The sequence below is a fragment of the Ferrovibrio terrae genome (assembly GCF_943372915.1).
GTDB classification, from domain to species: Bacteria; Pseudomonadota; Alphaproteobacteria; order Ferrovibrionales; family Ferrovibrionaceae; genus Ferrovibrio; species Ferrovibrio terrae_A.
This window is the reverse complement of the sequence record NZ_CALSAN010000006.1, coordinates 70,377-87,567: the sequence shown is the minus strand read 5'-3', so window position 1 is coordinate 87,567 and position 17,191 is coordinate 70,377. Positions and strand designations below refer to the sequence as shown.

The window sequence follows — 17,191 nt, the reverse complement described above, 5'->3', positions numbered from 1 at the left end:
TGAGTTGGAGGAAACCCGAATGGGCGCCGAGATCGTACAGACCACCGCCATGCCGCCGGCCATCCAGCAGGTGCTGGACAGCAGCTATACCGTGCACAAGCTGTGGGAAGCCAAGGACAAGGCGGCGCTACTGAAAGAGATCGGCCCGCGCGTGCGCGGCATGGCCACCTCCGGCGCTGCCGGCGCCAAGCGCGACCTGATCGAGGCGCTGCCCAAGCTGGAGATCATTTCCAGCTTCGGCGTCGGTTATGACTCCATCGATATTGCCTGCGCCCAGGAGCGCAAGGTCACCGTCACCAATACGCCCGATGTGCTGACCGAATGTGTCGCCGATACGGCGATGGGGCTGACGCTGGGGATGCTGCGCCGGCTGCCGCAGGCGCATCAGTTCGTGCGTGAGGGCCGCTGGCCGAAGGACAAGTTCCCCCTGACCGACAAGCTGGGCGGCAAGATCATGGGCATCGTCGGTGCCGGCCGCATCGGCCAGGCGATTGCCAAGCGCGCCGAGGCCTTCGGCATGGAGATCCGCTATTTCGGCCCGCGCAAGAAAGCCGATCTGGCCTGGCGCTATTACGACAATCTCGTCGCCATGGCAAAGGATGTCGATATCCTGATGATCTCCTGCCCCGGCGGCAAGGAGACGCACCAGATCGTCAATGCCGCGGTGATCGCGGCACTGGGCCCCAAAGGCTATGTGGTCAATATCGCGCGCGGCAGCGTGGTGGTGGAATCCGCGCTGGTGCAGGCGCTGGTGGACGGCAAGATCGCCGGTGCCGGCCTCGATGTTTTCGAGAACGAGCCGAATGTGCCTGAAGCATTGTGGAACCTGGACAATGTGGCGTTGGCGCCGCATGTCGGTTCCGGCACCCATGAAACGCGGCAGGCGATGGGCGACCTGATGCTGAAGAATCTGGAAGCCTGGTTCGCCGGCAAGCCGGTGCTGACCAAGGTGGTGTGAGGCGGCGGAGGGATCAGCTTTCGCTGTCGGGCTTGCCCAGGGCCATCAGCCGGTTTTTGTTGCCGAGCATGATCTTGTGCAGCATTTCCATCGCCATCATCTTCATGTTCTGGTCGATGAAGCGGCGCTGCTCGTCCATCTGCGCCTGTACGGCTGAATTGCCGTAGGACTGGGCCGTGGCCAGTGCCGTGGCCTGGCCATCCAGCGGCACGGTGTCGAGGCCGACCGCCTTGTTGTCCAGCTTGGTGTTGAAGAAGGCATAGATCTCGCCCAGCGAGCGCGGCTTGCCGTCGGGGGTATAGAAGACGCCCTGATTGGTGGCGGCGGCATCGGGCAGCAAGGCGGCGGCGCTCTGCGCCGGATTGTCCTTCAGGCCGGTGAGGAACTTGGTGGCGCCTGTGGCACCGAGGAAATGGCCGAGATAGAGATCGACCTTCTTCACATCGACGCCGAATTCGCGCGACAGGATCTGCTGGTTGCTGCGGGCATACTCGGCGGCCATGGCCGAGGCGATGCGCGGATCGTCGCGCAAGGAAAGGATATCGCGGCGCGTTTCGGCGTCGCTGACGCGCGGCTTGCCGTCGCTGCCGGTACCGATCTTCTGCGCCTGCTCGGCCAGGCCATGCTTGGCGCCATGATCGCGCACGGTTTCCAGCCAGGTGCTTTCGATGAACTGGAACAGGCCGCGTGCCGAGCTGGTCTTGGCCTGGGCATCGGCCTTGAAGCCGCTTTCCTGCCCGGCCTGGGCGACCAGATAGGCGAAATCGACGCCGGTGCGGCTGCTGGCCTGCTTCAGCGTGCTGAGCAGCTCGTAGCTGACCTGATGGCCGCCGACGCGATAGCTGTCAGCTTTAGCAGAAGGCGGTGGAAACGGCGTGACGGGGGCCATGCGGCAGAATACCTGATGTGAGCCGAAATATCCTTTAACCGGCCCAGGGGAAAGATTCAGTTAACATCGGTAGCTTATGGTATCCCCTTGTTTCGGCACGGATTTACGGGCAAACAAACGGCATGGCTGAAGGCTGGGCGGGACTGATGACGCAGCTGGACTGGTCGAAGGACGGTCCCTGGCTGGCGTTGCTGCTGCTGCTGGCCGGCGGAATCGGCCTGCCGGCCGGCTTTTACGCGCTGTTCGACCGTTGGGCCGCCTCGCGACTGCGCATCGATACCATCGCGCTCGCCACCCGCTATGGCGGCTACATGAATTCCTGGGCGGTGTTCGGCCGCCATGCCAGCGAGTATCGCGACCTGCGGCCGCTGTTCCCGGAGGCACAGGCCGCCGAGCTGGCGCGCTTCCACGATGGCACCGCCTGCATCGCCGCACGCTTCCGCACCCCTGAAGCCGCGGCAGCAGCGGCCGAGCAGCGCTTTGGCAGCTTCGCCGCGGCCGGCGTGGAATATGCCGATGCCGGTATCTCGTTCCAGACCGCCGGTGCCAATGAAAAGAGCCGTGGCTATGCACGCGGCCAGTGGCTGGTGATCGGCGATACGCTGTTTGCCTTCTACGGCGCTGACAGTGCGGCGCTGGCCCGCCGCCGCCATGCCGTCCCGGCCCTGCGTGCACGGCGCTTTCCCGGTCCGCTGCGCCTGCTGCACAGCCGCGGCGGCCATGCGCTGATCGTGCTGCTCTGGCTCGGCCTGCTGCTGTTCGCCGCTGGCCGGTGTCTTGAACTGACGGCACAGCGCCCGGGCGAGGGCACGCCGGTATCGACGGCGGAGCTGCGCGCGCGCCTGAACAGCCTGAATACCGGCGGCCAGCGTGTGGCCACCATCCTGCGGCCCGGCGGCATGACCATCGCCGGTCGCGGCGACGACCTGCGCCACCGCGATCTCGGCCTGCTGGCCGGCCGCGACTGGCTCACCGGTTTCGATCTGGTGTTCGACCGCGAACGCAACACGGTGAAGGCCCTGCCGCTGGTCGGCCGCAGCGGCGAGGCCGAACGGCTGGGGGCCGCGCCGCCGCCGCCGAAGCGCTGGCATAACAACACGCTGCTGATCGAGGCCGACGACGCGCTGCTGCTGGCCGTGCGCAGTGCCGTAACGGAAGCCGGCTGGACCTGGCAGCCGGTGCTGCTGCCGGTGGTGTCGCTGTCATGGTTCGAGCAGGCTTGGCGCAGTTTCCGCGACTGACCTATACTCTCCGCCACAGTATGCGGAGGAAACCATGCGCAAGGGCTACAAGGCCATGCTCGACGAGGCCATGCAGGCTATCGTCACGCTGACGCCGGAACAGGCGGCTGAAGAGTACAACAAGCCGGATGTCGTGTTCGTCGATATCCGCGACCCGCGCGAGCTGGAGCGCGACGGCATGATCCCCGGTGCCTTCCATGCTACGCGCGGCATGCTGGAATTCTGGATCGATCCGGAAAGCCCCTATCACAAGCCGGTATTTGCCGAGGACAAGCGGTTCATCTTCTTCTGCGCCGGCGGCCTGCGTTCCGCGCTCGCCACCAAGACGGCGCTGGATATGGGGCTGGAGAAGATCGCGCATATCGAAGGCGGGTTCGGCGCCTGGAAGAAGGCCGGCCTGCCGGTGAGCGAATGGAAGCCGAAGGAAAAGAAATGAGCGGACCTCTCCGTGGGCTGAAAGTCATCGAGATGCCGGCCATCGGGCCGGTGCCCTTCTGCGGCATGCTGCTGGCCGATCTGGGCGCCGATGTGCTGCGTATCGATCGCGAAGGCGATGTCGATCTCGGTCTGCCGATCGAGCCGAAATACGAACTGCTCGGTCGCGGCAAGCGCTCGCTGGCGCTGGATCTGAAAAATCCGCAGGCCATCGCGCTGGTACTCGACCTGATTGCCAAGGCCGATGTGCTGATCGAAGGCTTCCGCCCCGGCGTGATGGAGCGGCTGGGTCTTGGCCCCGATGTGGCGCAGGCGAAGAATCCGAAGCTGATCTATGGCCGCATGACCGGCTGGGGCCAGCAGGGCCCGATGGCAATGGCGGCGGGCCATGACATCAACTATATCGCGCTGACCGGCGCGCTGCATGCGATGGGTCACAAGGATGGCCGTCCGGTACCGCCGCTCAATCTGGTCGGCGATTTCGGCGGCGGTTCGCTCTATCTCGCCATGGGCGTGCTTGCTGCCCTGTTCGAGCGGCAGCAGTCCGGCCAGGGCCAGGTGATCGATGCCGCCATGGTGGATGGCGCCGCCTCGCTGATGACCATGTTCTACGGCATGAAGGGCGCCGGCCTGTGGAGCGACACGCGTGGCGCCAACATGCTGGATTCCGGCGCGCCATGGTATGACACCTACGAATGTGCCGATGGCGGCTTTGTTGCCATCGGGTCTATTGAGGGCAAGTTCTATGCGGAGCTGATCGAGAAGCTTGGCCTCGATACTGCTACGCTGCCGAAACAGCATGACCGCAAGCGCTGGGCCAGCCTGCGCGCCGCCATCGCCGCCACCTTCAAGACAAAGACGCGCGCCGAGTGGTGCGCCATCATGGAGGGCAGCGACATCTGCTTCGCGCCGGTGCTCGGCCTCGACGAGGCGCCAAACCACGACCATATGGCGGCGCGTGAAACCTTTGTCGCACCCGACGGCGTCACCCAGCCGGCGCCGGCACCGCGCTTTTCGCGCACACCCGGCGCCATCCGCCGTAAGCCGCCGGCGCGCGGCGAGGGCGGTGAGGCGGCAGTGGCGGAGTGGGGCGTGACCAAAAAGGCGACGGCAGCCGAGTAGTCCTGCGCGCTTTCTGGGCATTCCTGTACGAAGAGTCGAGGAAATCCCATAGCTGCCGGTTGCGGCATGCGCCTTGCATTTTCTAAGCTCTGAAATCCAGCAAGGAGTAAGAGCATGGCCGAGGTGCGTAACATCCGGGTCAACCAGGACCGTCTGTGGGACAGCCTGATGGAAATGGCCAAGATCGGCGCCACGCCCAAGGGGGGCTGCGCGCGTCTGGCGCTCACCGATCTCGACAAGCAGGGCCGCGACCTCTTCGTGCAGTGGTGCAAGGATGCCGGCTGCACGATCAGTATCGACCGCATGGGCAATATCTTCGCGCGTCGGCCGGGCAAGAATAACGATCTGCCGCCGGTGGTGACCGGCAGTCATCTGGATACGCAGCCGACCGGCGGCAAGTTCGACGGCGTTTATGGCGTGCTGGCCGGCCTGGAAGTGATCCGCACCCTCAACGACCACAAATTCGAAACCGAGGCACCGGTGGAAGTCTCGGTCTGGACCAACGAGGAAGGCTCGCGTTTCGCGCCGGCCATGGTGGCATCCGGCGTGTTTGCCGGCGTCTTCACTGAGGACTATGGCCTCAGCCGTGCCGACATGGACGGCAAGACCATCGGCGAAGAGCTGAAGCGCATTGGCTATTTCGGCGACCAGCCAGTGGGCGGCCGTAAATTCAAAGCCTTCTTCGAGGCACATATCGAGCAGGGGCCGATCCTGGAGGCCGAGGCCAAGACCATCGGCGTCGTGCAGGGCATCCAGGGCATCCGCTGGTTCGAGGTCACCATCACCGGCGCGGAAAGCCATGCCGGCACCACGCCGATGAACCGCCGCAAGGATGCCATGCTGGGCTGCGCACGCATCGTGGAGCGCGTGCACCAGATTGCGCTGGATCACGCGCCGGCAGTGACCACCGTGGGACTGGTCAAGGTGATGCCGAATTCACGCAACACCATTCCGGGCAATGTGTTCTTCAGTGTCGACCTGCGCCATCCCTTCGATGACCAGCTTGCCGTCATGACCGAAGAGCTGCATGCCGCCTGTGCCGAGATTTGCGGCGCGCTCGGGCTGCAATATGAATGCAAGGAAATCTGGCATTCGCCGGCCACCCACTATGACAAGGACTGCGTCGCTGCCGTGCGCAAGGCGGCGGAAGAGTCCGGCTATGCCTGGCGCGACATCACCTCGGGCGCCGGCCATGACGCCGGCTATATCAGCCGCGTGGCGCCCACCGGCATGGTCTTCGTCCCCTGTGCCGACGGCATCAGCCATAACGAGGTGGAAGATGCCAAGCCGGCCGACCTGGCGGCGGGCTGCAATGTGCTGCTGCGGGCGATGCTGGAACACGCCGCCTGATGGCGCTATGACTCTCCCCGGACATCACTCAAGCGTCTAGGGAGTTCAAGCATGGATTTCGGCATCAAGGGCCGCAACGCACTGGTTTGCGCGGCAAGCAAGGGGCTTGGTTACGGCAGCGCGCTGGCACTGGCGAAAGAGGGCGTGCATGTCACCATCACGGCGCGCGGCGCCGAGACTCTGGAAGCTGCCGCCAAGAAAATCCGCGAGGCCGCGCCGGGCGTGAACGTGAAGACGGTGGCCGGCGACATCACCACCGCGGAAGGCCGCGAGCAGGCCTTGGCCGCGGCCGGCGAGATCGACATCCTGGTGAACAATGCTGGCGGTCCGCCGCCGGGCGATTTCCGCGACTGGGACCGCGAACACTGGATCAAGGCGCTGGATGCCAACATGATCACACCGATCCTGCTGGCCAAGGCGGTGGTCGACAAGATGGCGGCGCGCAAGTTTGGCCGTATCGTCAACATCACTTCCAGTTCGGTGAAGGCGCCGATCCCGGTGCTCGGCCTGTCCAACGGTGCACGCTCGGGCCTGCATGGCTTCATTGCCGGCCTGTCGCGGCAGGTGGCCAAGGATGGCATCACCATCAACAACCTGCTGCCCGGCCGTTTCCTCACCGACCGTCTGAAGACCACCATCGGTGCCGCCAGCAAGAAGGAGGGTGCCGAACTGGAAGCCGAATTCGCCAAACAGGCGGCCACTATTCCGGCCGGCCGCTTCGGCACGGCGGAAGAGTTCGGCCAGGTCTGCGCCTTCCTGTGCTCGGTGCAGGCGGCCTATATGACTGGCCAGAATGTGTTGCTGGATGGCGGCAACTATCCCGGCAGCTTCTGAGCTTTCCGCAGGGAAGGGGGCTTCGGTCCCCTTCTTTTTTATCCTTGCAGTCACTAGACCAGTCTATATAATCTTGGCATGGCCAAGACCACTGCCCTGCCGGCGCGCAAGCCGGCCACTACCCGCGAGCGCTTCGTGTCGATGACGGCGAAGCTGATGTCGCGGCGCGGCTATGCTGGCACCGGCCTGAATGAAATCGTCGAGAAAAGCGGTGCGCCGAAAGGCTCGCTCTATCACTTCTTCCCCGCCGGCAAGGAGCAGCTTGCGGCGGCTGCCGTGGACTGGGCGGCGGGCCGTTTTCTCGCAACCCTGACCGAGGCCATCGCCAGATCCGGTTCGGCCGCCGCCGCTGTCGGGGCGCTGGCCGCGCAGATCGCCGTGTGGATGGAGGAGTCCGGCTGCAAGGACGGTTCGCCGCTCACCATCGTTGCGGTCGAGACCGGCGCCTTTGTCGAACCGCTGCGGCTCGCCTGCCAGCGCGGCTATCAGGCCTGGGCCGATGCGCTGGCCGACCAGCTGCGTCGCGACGGCAAGCCGGCCAAGGAAGCCAGCGATCTGGCGCTCTGGGCCGTGGCCTCGCTGGAAGGGGCCATCGTGCTGGCGCGCACCCAGCATTCCGCCGAGCCGCTGCGCCGCATCGGCAAACTGCTGCAGAGGGCCCTCACATGAACGACGCCGTTGCCAAGGTACAGCTCACCCGCGCGATGATGGAACAGGCGATTGCCTTCAGCCCCTTCACCAACTGGGTCGGCACCAGGTTGCTCGATTTCGATCCCGGCCGGGTGCGCATTGCCGCCGCGATCCGCAAGGAGATGACGCAGCATCACGGCTTTGCCCATGGCGCCATCGTCGGCTACATGGCCGATACGGTTTGCTCCTGGGCAGCGGCCTCTGTGGTCGGCGACGTGGTGACGTCGGAATACAAGCTCAATCTGCTGTCGCCGGCGGTGGGCGAGGAACTGACCGCCATCGGCACGGTGATCAAGGCCGGCGGGCGCCAGGTGGTAACGCGCGCCGATGTCTTTGCGGTGAAAGATGGCGCCGAGAAGATCGTCGCCACGGCACTGGCGACGATCGCCCGGGTCTAGGCTAGGTCAGGCTGCTGCCTTGTCCTTCTCGCTCACCGGATGGGCAGCACGGAAGCCGACCTGCAGCCGGTTCCAGGTATTGATCGCACCGATCATCAGCGTCAGCTGCACCTGTTCGGCTTCCGTGAATTGCGCCTTCACCAGGTCGTAATCGGCATCCGGCGCGCCGGTCTGCGCCACCAGTGTCAGCGCCTCGGTCCAGGCGAGTGCTGCGCGTTCACGCGCGCTGTAAAGCGTCGACTCCCGCCAGGCATTCAGCATGTAAAGGCGCATCTCGCTGTCCCCATGCTTGCGCGCATCGGTCGCATGCATGTGGATGCAGAAGGCGCAGCCATTGATCTGTGAGGCGCGCAGCTTCACCAGGTGGCGCAGGTTTTCTTCCAGGCCACTGGCGGCAATACTGGCTTCCAGCGCCATCATCGCCTTGATGCCGTCCGGCGCCAGTTTGTGGGGATTGGTCAGTCGGGGTTGCATGGATCTCTCCTGGGGTTTGTCCATCAATCTTACGACGCATAGACGGGCCGCCAATCCGGCTTGTGACAGGGCAGCGTGGAAAAATCAGCGCCGGCCGGAAAGGGCAGGCTTTCCGTGACGTTAAGGTTTGGCGACGACGGGCGGTCAGCCCCACGGGGTGGTTGTGAAGCGCCCGGCCCGGCGTTACACTCCATCGCTTTCCAGTGCCAAGAGGCCTGATTTATGAGCTGGGAAGCCGAGATCGCCGAACTACGGCGACGCGAAGAGATGGCCCGCCAGATGGGCGGAGCCGACAAGATCAAGCGCCAGCATGACGGTGGCAAGCTGACGGTGCGCGAGCGCATCGACCGCCTGCTTGACGCCGGGTCCTTCCATGAGGTTGGCGCCATCGCAGGCCGCGCGCGCTATGGCGCCGATGGCAGCCTGGAAGAGTTCAGCCCGACCAATTTCGTTTTCGGCCGCGGCCGCATCGGCAACCGACCCATGGTGGTGGGCGGCGACGACTTCACCGTGCGCGGCGGCGCCGCCGATGCGGCGATCTGGCAGAAGCAGGTGCATGCCGAGCAGATGGCCCGCGAGCTGCGCATCCCCATGGTGCGGCTGGTGGACGGCACCGGCGGCGGCGGATCGGTCAAGTCGCTGGAGATGGAAGGCCGCACCTATGTGCCGCTGATGCCAGGCTGGGAACATGTGGTGGCGAACCTGAGCACCGTGCCGGTGGTGGCGCTGGCTCTTGGTTCGGTGGCCGGGCTTGGCGCGGCGCGCACGGTCAGCAGCCATTTCTCGGTGATGGTGGAGGGCATCTCGCAGATGTTCATCGCCGGGCCCCCTGTCGTGGCGCGCACCGGCGTGACCATGACCAAGGAAGAACTCGGCGGTACGGAAATCCATGAACGCGCCGGTGCCATCGACCTGGCGGTGGCCAGCGAGGAAGAGGCCTTTGCCGCCGCGCGGCGGTTCCTGTCGTATTTGCCGCAGTCGGTCTATGACCTGCCGGCCCGCATCGCGCCACAGGACGATCCCAATCGCCGCGAGGAGAAGCTGCTTTCCATCGTGCCGCGCGACCGGCGCCGCGTGTACAAGACGCGCGACATTCTTGAAATGACGGTGGATGCCGGCAGCTTCATGGAGATGGGCCGGCTCTATGGCCGCTCGGTGATTACCGGCCTGGCCCGGCTGGATGGCTGGCCGGTCGCCATCCTGGCCAGCGATCCCTATCATTATGGCGGCGGCTGGACCGCCGATGCGGCGCACAAGATCACGCGCTTTGTCGACCTGGCCGAGACCTTCCATCTGCCGGTGGTGCATTTCGTCGATATCCCCGGTTTCCTGATCGGTCCCGAGGCCGAGCAGACCGGCACCATCCGCCACGGTGCGCGGGCACTCACCGCCGTGTATCAGGCCACCGTGCCCTGGTGCTCGATCATCATGCGCAAGGCCTTCGGTGTGGCGGGTGCGGGCCATTCCAATCACACGCGGCTGCGCTATCGTTATGCATGGCCGTCCGGCGACTGGGGCAGCCTGCCGCTGGAAGGCGGCATCGAGGCGGCCTATCGCGCCGATCTGGAAAAGGCCGATGATCCCGCCGCGCTGCTGAAAGATATCGAAGAGCGCCTCAACCGCGTGCGTTCGCCGTTCCGCACTGCCGAGGCTTTCCTGGTCGAGGAACTGATCGACCCGCGCGATACGCGTCAGCTGCTGTGTGAATTCGCCAACCTTGCTGCCCCGCTGCGTCAGGCGGGCCCTCCTAGCTTTGGGTACAGACCATGAGTGACATTCCGAATCTCCCGAACGAAAAGAAGCCGGCGCCGAAGTCGATCGTCCTGACCTCGCATCCCAGCACCTCCGTGGGCAGCAAGCCGCTGCCGGTGGAATGGGGCGCCGCCGATCCGATGCAGCGCGGGCCTGTGGTGGCGACGCTGAAGAATCCCGGCGGCAAAAATGCTGTCGGCACCCATTCGGGCGCCTATTCGCTCTATCGTGCGCTGGCAATTGCCTCTGGCCAGCTCAAGGCCGAGCACAAGCCGGACCTAACCAACACCGCGCCGGCCGAACCGCTGGGCCCGTTCCCGCAATGGGCCGATCCGGAAAAGATCGTGTCGCTCGATCCCTGGGGGCATATCACCAGCCAGGTTTTCGCCGAGCAGATCAAGGCCGGCTGGGATATCCGGCCGACGATTGCGGTGACCAAGGCGCATATCAACATGCCGGAGCTGCAAGACGCTATGCGCGCCGGCCGCCTGAAGCCGGATGGCAACATCCTGGCGGCCAATGGCGATGTGAAGGTGACCAAGGTGGCGGTCGAACCGGTGTGGTGGCTGCCCGGCGTGGCCCGGCGTTTCAACATCAGCGAAACCGAGCTGCGCCGTGGCCTGTTTGAGCAGACCGGCGGCATGTTCCCCGAGCTGGTCACCCGCAGCGACCTGAAAGTGTTCCTGCCGCCGATCGGCGGTATGACGGTGTATCTCTTTGGCGATGTGTCGAAGCTGGGCAAGCCGCAGACCCGGATCGCCTGCCGCATTCATGACGAATGCAATGGCTCCGATGTGTTCGGGTCCGACATCTGCACCTGCCGGCCGTATCTGGCGCATGGCATCGAGGTCTGCATCGAGGAAGCCCAGCAGGGCGGCGTCGGCGTCATCGTCTATAACCGCAAGGAAGGCCGGGCGCTGGGCGAAGTGACCAAGTTCCTCGTCTATAACGCGCGCAAGCGCCAGGAGATGGGTGACCGCGCCGAGACCTATTTCCAGCGTACCGAATGTGTTGCCGGCGTGCAGGATATGCGCTTCCAGGAATTGATGCCCGATGTGCTGCACTGGCTCGGCATCAGCCGCATCGACCGGCTGGTGTCGATGAGCAACATGAAATTCGAACCCATCGTCGCCAGCGGCATCCAGGTGGTCGAGCGCGTGCCGATCCCCGACGAACTGATCCCGGCTGATGCGCGGGTCGAGATGGATGCCAAGAAGGCGGCCGGCTATTTCACCGACAAGGTGCCGGACGAGGACGAGTTGAAGAAGGCCAAGGGCCGCGGTCTTGAGGAGTAAGTTGCTTGGGTAATCTGAACGATCCGGCGCAGGCGGTTGCCTGGCTGCGCACCACCGGGGCGGTACGCGAGCGCTGCCATGCCATGTTCGGCCTGGCCGAGCGCGATGCGATGCCGAATTTCACCCTGCATCTGGATAAGCTGCCGGCCGCCGCCGATTACGTGGCGCAGGTGATCCGCGAGAATTATCCGACGCTGCAGATCCCCTATCATGCACGCTGGCGGCATTTTGCCGCGAACGGCATCGACCGCTGGGGCCAGTTAGCCAAGACACTCAGCGTGAATGCCGACGAGATCGCCCGCATCCGCTTCGATCTCTGCGTGGTCAGCGTGCTGCTCGATGCCGGTGCCGGCCCACAGTGGAAGTACAATGAGGAAGGCCGCCCGGTGGCGCGCTCCGAGGGCCTGGCAGTGGCCAGCCTGCATGCCTTCAAGGCCGGATTGTTCGCTGGCGACAAGGCGCATCCGTTGCGCGCCGATGCCCATGGCCTGGTGTCGCTGGCCCCTAATGCCATCGCGCATGCCTTCCAGGTCTCGGATTTCAATCCGCTGATCGGCGTCGAGGGCCGCGCTGCGCTGATGCGCAATCTCGGCCAGGCGCTCAAGGCGCGGCCGGACCTGTTCGGGCCCGATGCGCGCATCGGCGGCCTGTATGATTACCTGAAGGCCCATGCGGTGCAGGACGGCAAGGTGGCGGCCACCGCGATACTCGCAGCCGTGCTGGAGGGCCTAGGTCCGATCTGGCCGTCGCGCATCACCCTGGATGGGCAGAATCTCGGCGATGTCTGGCGGCATCGCGGCCTGATGAGCGGTGATCTCACCTCGGGCCTGATCCCGTTCCACAAGCTGTCGCAGTGGCTGACCTATTCCCTTGTCGAAATCTTCGAGGATGCCGGCATCGCGGTGACCGGGCTGGACGACCTGACCGGCCTGCCGGAATATCGCAATGGCGGCCTGTTCATCGATCTGGGCGTGCTCAGCATCCGGCACGATGCGCTGGCCAAGTTCCTCATCCCGGTGGAAGACGAAGCCGTGGTGGAATGGCGGGCGCTGACGCTGGCGCTGCTCGACCATATTGCCGATCCGGTGCGGGTCCGGCTGGGCAAGACGGCGGCCGAGATGCCGCTGGCCCGCATCCTGGAAGGCGGCACCTGGGCCGCCGGCCGCAAGATCGCCAAAGAAAAGCGCGCCGATGGCGGGCCGCCGCTGACGGTGGCGAGCGACGGCACGGTTTTCTGATTTTATCTCGGGGGAGTCATCGATGAACGCGTTTCCCAATGCCACCGTGGTCAACCATCCGCTGGTGCAGCACAAGCTGACCCTGCTGCGCCGCAAGGAGGTCTCGACGGCGGAGTTCCGCCGCCTAGTGCGCGAACTCAGCCTGCTGCTCTGCTACGAGGTGACCCGCGACCTGCCGCTGGAGAAGGTGAGCATCGAAACGCCGCTGGAGGAAATGCAGGCGCCGCTGCTGGCCGGCAAGAAGCTGTGCTTCGTCTCCATCCTGCGCGCCGGCAACGGCATCCTGGATGGCATGCTCGACCTGGTGCCCTCGGCGCGTGTCGGCCATGTCGGCCTCTATCGCGATCCCGAGACGCTGGTGCCGGTGGAGTATTATCTCAAGCTGCCCGAGGATGTGCGCGAGCGCCTGGTGATCGTGGTCGATCCGATGCTGGCGACCGGCCATTCGGCTGCCGCCGCCGTCACCCGCCTGAAGGAAGCCGGCGCCAGCCAGATCAAGTTCGTCTGCCTGCTCACCGTGCCCGAAGGCCTGCAGGTGATGCAGGACAACCACCCGGATGTGATGGTGTATACCTGCTCGGTGGATCGCCAGCTCGACAGCCACGGCTATATCCGCCCCGGCCTGGGCGATGCCGGCGACCGGATCTACGGCACCAAGTAGCTCAGGCGACGCGGCGCGCCGGCAGCACGGGGCCGCGGATCACCAGACAATCGTCATGGACCTGCGCCTCGACGCCGAAAACACGGCGGAGCAGGGCGGCCTCGAGAACCTCGCGCGGCGTATCGAGCGCCTCGGCGCGGCCATTGTTCAGCACCAGCACGCGGTCGCTGTAGCGATAGGCCAGGCTGAGATCGTGCAGCACTGCCGCCACGGCGACGCCGCGCTTGGCCAGGTCGCGCGCCAGCTGCAGCACGCCATAGGCATGGGCCAGGTCGAGGCTGGCGGTCGGTTCGTCCAGCAGCAGCACGGGCGCTGCATTGGACGTTTCCATATCCAGCTGGGCGATCACGCGGGCCAGCTGCACGCGCTGCTGCTCGCCACCTGACAGCGTGCCATAGGCACGTTGCGCCAGGTGCAGCATATCGGCGGCTTCCAGGGCACGGTCGACGGCCTGCGCGTCGGTTGCCGGATCGACGCGGTCACGATAGGGCAACCGGCCCAGTGCCACGACGGCGCGCACCGAGAGCGAGAAACCGAGCCTTGACGCCTGCGGCATCACGGCGCGGCGGCGCGCCAGCGCCAACGGTGTCCAGTGCACCAGCGGCCGGCCATCCAGCCGCACGCTGCCAGTGCTGGGCGCCAGATCGCCGGCCATGGCCGAGAGCAGCGTGGTCTTGCCGGCGCCGTTGGGGCCGACGATGGCGAGCAGTTCGCCCGGACGCAGCGCGACAGAGACACCGTCCAGCAGGCGGCGCCCGCGCCGTTCGACACTAAGGGCTTCGGCCTGCAGGCTCATGCGGCGAACTCCCCCCGAGCCCGCCACAGCAGGCTGAGAAAAACCGGCGCGCCGATCAGGCAGGTGAGCAGGCCGAGCGGCAGTTCCGCCGGCGCCACGATGGTACGCGCCACCAGATCGGCGCCGATCAGCAGGGCAGCACCGAGGATGGCGGCCAGCGGCAGCAGGCGACCATGCTGCGGACCGGCCAGCAGGCGCACCACATGCGGCACCAGCAGGCCGACGAAACCGACCGTGCCGCTGACGGCGACGGCGCCGCCGACGGCGAGCGCGGTGCACAGACAGGCCAGTCGTTTCACGCGCTCGACCCGGAAGCCCAGATGTCCGGCCTCGCGCTCGCCCAGGTTAAGGGCATCCAGCGCACGGGCAAACCAGGGCAGGGCGATGAAGGGCAGGATCACGAAGGGTGCCAGCATCATCACGGTCTGCCAGCGTGCCCCGCCGACACTGCCGAAGGTCCAGAACGAGATGTCGCGCAGCTGGGCGTCGTTGGCAAGGAAGATCAGGAAGCCGGTGAGCGCCAGCGCGATGGCATTGAAGGCGATGCCGGCCAGCAGCAGCATCGGTACGACCGTGGTGCCGTTGACCAGCGCGACGCGGTAGATCATCGCAATCACCAGCAGGCCACCACCGAAAGCGCCGAGCGGCAGCAGCACCGGCTGCCAGGCCGGCGGAAAGATCCAGCCGGTCAGCACGATCACGCTGGCAGCCGCCACCGTGGCGCCGGCCGAGACGCCGATCAGGCTGGGATCGGCCAGCGGGTTGCGGAACAGGCCCTGCATGATGCCGCCGGAAACCCCGAGCGCGGCGCCCACCAGTCCGGCCAGCAGCACGCGGGGCAGCCGCAGATACAGCACGATGGTTTCATGCCGGCTTTCGGCGGCCTGTCCGAACAGGGTCGCCAGCACTTCGCCGGGTGACAGCTTCACGGCACCGATGCTCATGCCGGCGATCATCGCGACTGCCAGCAAAGCCAGCGCCGCGCCCAGCAGCAGCGGAAAGCGCAGGCGCAGCGGCGTGCTGGCTGAGGCTTCCAGCACGCTCATGTCGCGGGTTTGGCCCAGGGGCGCGCCGGCAGTACCGGCAGGACAGCATCCGGATGCAGCAGTGCGGCCAGATCGCGGGTGGCATGGGCAATGCGCGGGCCGAGCCCCAGCATATAAAGCGTGTCCATGGCGTGGATGCGGCCGGCCCGGCCGGCGGCGGTGGCTGCCAGTGCCGGCAGTTTGGCAACGCCAGCCTTGCCGCCCAGGGCCTCGAAGGAATGGCCGGGCAGCAGGATCGCATCCGGATCGGCGGCCAGGGCTGCCTCGGCATTCAGCGGCTTGAAGTTCTTGTAGTCGCGGATGACATTCTCGGCGCCAGCCAGCCGCAGCATGGCGTCGGCAGCGGTCTCCTGTCCGGCGGCGAGGATATTGCCATTGCTCGTGCTCATCACGAACAGCACGCGTGGCCGTCGCAGCGGCGCCACCATGCGCTGCACCGCCTGCTGGTCGGCCTCTACCGCAGCGGCGATGGCCTTGCCTTCGACAGCTCGGCCGACGGCTTCGGCGATAGCGATGATCTTTCTGGGGACGGCCGGCTCGATATAGCTTTCCGCCACCACCAGCAGCGGCACGCCAGCCGATCGCAACTGCGCGATCGTGGTGGGCGGTCCTGCATGATCGGACAGGATCACCAGGCTGGGCGAGAGCGACAGGATGCCTTCGGCGCCCAGCGTGCGCAGGTAACCGACCTGCGGCAGCCGTTTCACGGCGGCTTCCGGGTAGAGGCTGGTGGTATCGACGCCGGCCAGCTGGTGGGCGGCGCCGAGTGCGACCACGATCTCGGTCAGGGCACCGCCGGCGACGACCAGGCGTTGCGGCCGTGCGGGCGCGGTGGCAAAGCCGAAGCGCGGCAGCGTTGCGGCTGCCATCGCCCCCAGCAGGAAGCGGCGCGAGACGCTCATGCCGCGGCTTTGGTGACCAGCGATTCAGCCAGTGCACGCCAGTCCTGCAGTTCGGGGTGACCCGGCTTGCGCTTGCCGAAGAAGGAGACGATCAGTTCACCAGCCTTGTCGAACAGCTCCAGCGAGGTGACGGTGCCATCCACGCTGGGCTTGCGCACCAGCCAGCTCGAGGCAATGGCATCCTCGCGCAGATGCAGATTGAACATCGGATCCAGGACATTGAACCACGGCCCAGTCGGCACCAGGCGTTTCACCGTGCCGGTGTGAATCTGGATCATGCCGGGATTGCCGACAAAGACCATGATCGGCAGGTCGGAGGCGGCCGCAGCCTCCATCATGCGTCGCGTGCTGTCATTGGACACCGGCACGGCGAAGTCACGGCCGGCAAGACGGAAGGCCTGCTCGCGCGCCACCTTGTGCTTGCGCAGCAGCGGGAAGAAATCATGCGTATCTTGCAATGCGGCCCATTCGGTGCGCAGGGCGGTGGTATCGATCTCGGCATCCGGCCGCGGCGGCGCCTTGGGCGCGGCCGGCTTGATCGCCAGCCCGGCCGACTGTTCCGGCGCGCGGAACCGTTCAGCCAGGGCTTTGAAGGCGGCGGCATCGGTCTTCTCGGTGGCGTAGATCTTGTGCACGGCCTGGCCGGCGCCATCGAAGAACTGCAGGCTGCTGCGCGGGCCGGCCTTGGTGTCCTCGGTGACGGCGAAGCCATAGGCCCAGGGGCCGAAGAAGATGCGCAGGTCGATATCCTCGCCCACGATCAGCCCGACATGGCCGTCAACCGAGAGCTTACCGTAGATGCCGTGGCGTTCATGCACCACGGAGTCGTTGCGGGTCAGCGCCATCACCTCGCCAACACCGCCCACGGCACCGATGATTTCGGGCCAGGGGCCATGCAGGCGGGTGACGCCCTGGCCAAGGCGGGTGGCGACAAGCTCGGCTTCGGAAGTTCCGAGGCGCAGCGCGGCATCGCGGATGCGCAGGTTGGGCTCGGTGGTGCGGAGTTCGGCCCAGCGGGCGGCAAGATCGGAAATAGACATGCTGGTCATGGCGTGATCCTTGAGTTTGGCAGAGAGGTAACCGACCGGCAGGGGGCGCTGCCGGCCGGCG

The 17,191-nt window shown here is 65.9% G+C and carries 18 protein-coding genes; 12 read left to right on the top strand and 6 right to left on the bottom strand.

Translation table 11 applies throughout. The annotated features are described in order from the left end of the window. The first annotated feature begins 19 nt into the window (after nt 1–19). A complete protein-coding gene (locus AAG821_RS06170; RefSeq protein WP_341912739.1) occupies nt 20–958 on the top strand; it encodes a 2-hydroxyacid dehydrogenase in 939 nt (312 codons plus the stop codon). Nucleotides 959–971: 13 nt separating this feature from the next. Here AAG821_RS06170 and AAG821_RS06165 read toward each other — a convergent pair whose 3' ends face one another. Next, entirely contained in the window at nt 972–1,847 is an 876-nt protein-coding gene (locus AAG821_RS06165; protein ID WP_341912737.1) for a transglycosylase SLT domain-containing protein, read from the bottom strand. A gap of 122 nt (nt 1,848–1,969) precedes the next feature. Between AAG821_RS06165 and AAG821_RS06160 the strand changes: the two genes are divergently transcribed. From AAG821_RS06160 to AAG821_RS06130, 7 genes are all read left to right on the top strand, one after another. Then, on the top strand, nt 1,970–3,088 hold the full coding sequence (locus AAG821_RS06160; protein WP_341916232.1) for a hypothetical protein: 1,119 nt from the start codon (nt 1,970–1,972) through the stop codon (nt 3,086–3,088). A 34-nt stretch (nt 3,089–3,122) separates the two neighbouring features. Next, a complete protein-coding gene (locus AAG821_RS06155; RefSeq protein ID WP_341912733.1) occupies nt 3,123–3,524 on the top strand; it encodes a rhodanese-like domain-containing protein in 402 nt (133 codons plus the stop codon). Next, a complete protein-coding gene (locus AAG821_RS06150; protein WP_341912731.1) occupies nt 3,521–4,645 on the top strand; it encodes a CaiB/BaiF CoA-transferase family protein in 1,125 nt (374 codons plus the stop codon). The genes AAG821_RS06155 and AAG821_RS06150 overlap by 4 nt, the downstream gene beginning before the upstream one ends. A 114-nt stretch (nt 4,646–4,759) precedes the next feature. Continuing rightward, nucleotides 4,760–5,995: a Zn-dependent hydrolase gene (locus tag AAG821_RS06145; protein WP_341912729.1), complete on the top strand. Its 1,236-nt coding sequence runs from the start codon at nt 4,760–4,762 to the stop codon at nt 5,993–5,995. A 51-nt stretch (nt 5,996–6,046) separates the two neighbouring features. Then, the gene (locus AAG821_RS06140; RefSeq protein WP_341912728.1) at nt 6,047–6,829 is read left to right on the top strand and encodes an SDR family oxidoreductase; all 783 of its coding nucleotides are present in this window, start codon (nt 6,047–6,049) and stop codon (nt 6,827–6,829) included. A 78-nt stretch (nt 6,830–6,907) separates the two neighbouring features. After that, a complete protein-coding gene (locus tag AAG821_RS06135) occupies nt 6,908–7,498 on the top strand; it encodes a TetR/AcrR family transcriptional regulator (protein WP_341912726.1) in 591 nt (196 codons plus the stop codon). After that, nucleotides 7,495–7,917: a PaaI family thioesterase gene (locus AAG821_RS06130; protein WP_341916231.1), complete on the top strand. Its 423-nt coding sequence runs from the start codon at nt 7,495–7,497 to the stop codon at nt 7,915–7,917. Before AAG821_RS06135 ends, AAG821_RS06130 begins: the two co-directional genes overlap by 4 nt. 6 nt (nt 7,918–7,923) lie before the next feature. On the opposite strand, the gene AAG821_RS06125 is transcribed toward AAG821_RS06130, so the two are convergent. Next, nucleotides 7,924–8,391: a carboxymuconolactone decarboxylase family protein gene (locus tag AAG821_RS06125; RefSeq protein WP_341911885.1), complete on the bottom strand. Its 468-nt coding sequence runs from the start codon at nt 8,389–8,391 to the stop codon at nt 7,924–7,926. Between the two features lie 222 nt (nt 8,392–8,613). Between AAG821_RS06125 and AAG821_RS06120 the strand changes: the two genes are divergently transcribed. The 4 genes from AAG821_RS06120 to upp are packed head-to-tail and all read left to right on the top strand — an operon-like array spanning nt 8,614 to nt 13,337. Then, nucleotides 8,614–10,161 carry a carboxyl transferase domain-containing protein gene (locus AAG821_RS06120; protein WP_341911883.1) on the top strand — a complete coding sequence of 516 codons (1,548 nt, stop codon included), beginning with the start codon at nt 8,614–8,616 and terminating at the stop codon, nt 10,159–10,161. Beyond that, entirely contained in the window at nt 10,158–11,438 is a 1,281-nt protein-coding gene (locus AAG821_RS06115; RefSeq protein ID WP_341911881.1) for a GTP cyclohydrolase II, read from the top strand. Before AAG821_RS06120 ends, AAG821_RS06115 begins: the two co-directional genes overlap by 4 nt. A gap of 5 nt (nt 11,439–11,443) precedes the next feature. Beyond that, a complete protein-coding gene (locus AAG821_RS06110; protein ID WP_341911879.1) occupies nt 11,444–12,676 on the top strand; it encodes a URC4/urg3 family protein in 1,233 nt (410 codons plus the stop codon). 22 nt (nt 12,677–12,698) lie between these two features. After that, a complete protein-coding gene (gene upp, locus AAG821_RS06105) occupies nt 12,699–13,337 on the top strand; it encodes a uracil phosphoribosyltransferase (RefSeq protein ID WP_341896705.1) in 639 nt (212 codons plus the stop codon). Nucleotide 13,338: 1 nt separating this feature from the next. Here upp and AAG821_RS06100 read toward each other — a convergent pair whose 3' ends face one another. From AAG821_RS06100 to AAG821_RS06085, 4 genes are read right to left on the bottom strand one after another with little or no spacing between them, the layout of a single operon-like run. After that, the gene (locus AAG821_RS06100) at nt 13,339–14,133 is read right to left on the bottom strand and encodes a heme ABC transporter ATP-binding protein (protein ID WP_341911877.1); all 795 of its coding nucleotides are present in this window, start codon (nt 14,131–14,133) and stop codon (nt 13,339–13,341) included. Further along, nucleotides 14,130–15,179 carry an iron ABC transporter permease gene (locus AAG821_RS06095; protein ID WP_341911875.1) on the bottom strand — a complete coding sequence of 350 codons (1,050 nt, stop codon included), beginning with the start codon at nt 15,177–15,179 and terminating at the stop codon, nt 14,130–14,132. Before AAG821_RS06095 ends, AAG821_RS06100 begins: the two co-directional genes overlap by 4 nt. After that, nucleotides 15,176–16,081 (bottom strand): ABC transporter substrate-binding protein, encoded by a 906-nt coding sequence (locus AAG821_RS06090; RefSeq protein WP_341911873.1) that lies wholly within the window; start codon nt 16,079–16,081, stop codon nt 15,176–15,178. The genes AAG821_RS06095 and AAG821_RS06090 overlap by 4 nt, the downstream gene beginning before the upstream one ends. Further along, nucleotides 16,078–17,130 (bottom strand): ChuX/HutX family heme-like substrate-binding protein, encoded by a 1,053-nt coding sequence (locus AAG821_RS06085; RefSeq protein WP_341911871.1) that lies wholly within the window; start codon nt 17,128–17,130, stop codon nt 16,078–16,080. Before AAG821_RS06085 ends, AAG821_RS06090 begins: the two co-directional genes overlap by 4 nt. Nucleotides 17,131–17,191 lie beyond the last annotated feature (61 nt).

Coding starts and splice junctions, on each gene's coding strand:
- AAG821_RS06115 (WP_341911881.1), top strand. CDS start 10,158: ATGAGTGACATTCCGAATCTCCCGAACGAAAAGAAGCCGGCGCCGAAG.
- AAG821_RS06090 (WP_341911873.1), bottom strand. CDS start 16,081: ATGAGCGTCTCGCGCCGCTTCCTGCTGGGGGCGATGGCAGCCGCAACG.
- AAG821_RS06140 (WP_341912728.1), top strand. CDS start 6,047: ATGGATTTCGGCATCAAGGGCCGCAACGCACTGGTTTGCGCGGCAAGC.
- AAG821_RS06125 (WP_341911885.1), bottom strand. CDS start 8,391: ATGCAACCCCGACTGACCAATCCCCACAAACTGGCGCCGGACGGCATC.
- AAG821_RS06160 (WP_341916232.1), top strand. CDS start 1,970: ATGGCTGAAGGCTGGGCGGGACTGATGACGCAGCTGGACTGGTCGAAG.
- AAG821_RS06165 (WP_341912737.1), bottom strand. CDS start 1,847: ATGGCCCCCGTCACGCCGTTTCCACCGCCTTCTGCTAAAGCTGACAGC.
- AAG821_RS06170 (WP_341912739.1), top strand. CDS start 20: ATGGGCGCCGAGATCGTACAGACCACCGCCATGCCGCCGGCCATCCAG.
- AAG821_RS06100 (WP_341911877.1), bottom strand. CDS start 14,133: ATGAGCCTGCAGGCCGAAGCCCTTAGTGTCGAACGGCGCGGGCGCCGC.
- AAG821_RS06155 (WP_341912733.1), top strand. CDS start 3,123: ATGCGCAAGGGCTACAAGGCCATGCTCGACGAGGCCATGCAGGCTATC.
- AAG821_RS06130 (WP_341916231.1), top strand. CDS start 7,495: ATGAACGACGCCGTTGCCAAGGTACAGCTCACCCGCGCGATGATGGAA.
- AAG821_RS06145 (WP_341912729.1), top strand. CDS start 4,760: ATGGCCGAGGTGCGTAACATCCGGGTCAACCAGGACCGTCTGTGGGAC.
- AAG821_RS06150 (WP_341912731.1), top strand. CDS start 3,521: ATGAGCGGACCTCTCCGTGGGCTGAAAGTCATCGAGATGCCGGCCATC.
- AAG821_RS06095 (WP_341911875.1), bottom strand. CDS start 15,179: ATGAGCGTGCTGGAAGCCTCAGCCAGCACGCCGCTGCGCCTGCGCTTT.
- AAG821_RS06120 (WP_341911883.1), top strand. CDS start 8,614: ATGAGCTGGGAAGCCGAGATCGCCGAACTACGGCGACGCGAAGAGATG.
- upp (WP_341896705.1), top strand. CDS start 12,699: ATGAACGCGTTTCCCAATGCCACCGTGGTCAACCATCCGCTGGTGCAG.
- AAG821_RS06135 (WP_341912726.1), top strand. CDS start 6,908: ATGGCCAAGACCACTGCCCTGCCGGCGCGCAAGCCGGCCACTACCCGC.
- AAG821_RS06085 (WP_341911871.1), bottom strand. CDS start 17,130: ATGACCAGCATGTCTATTTCCGATCTTGCCGCCCGCTGGGCCGAACTC.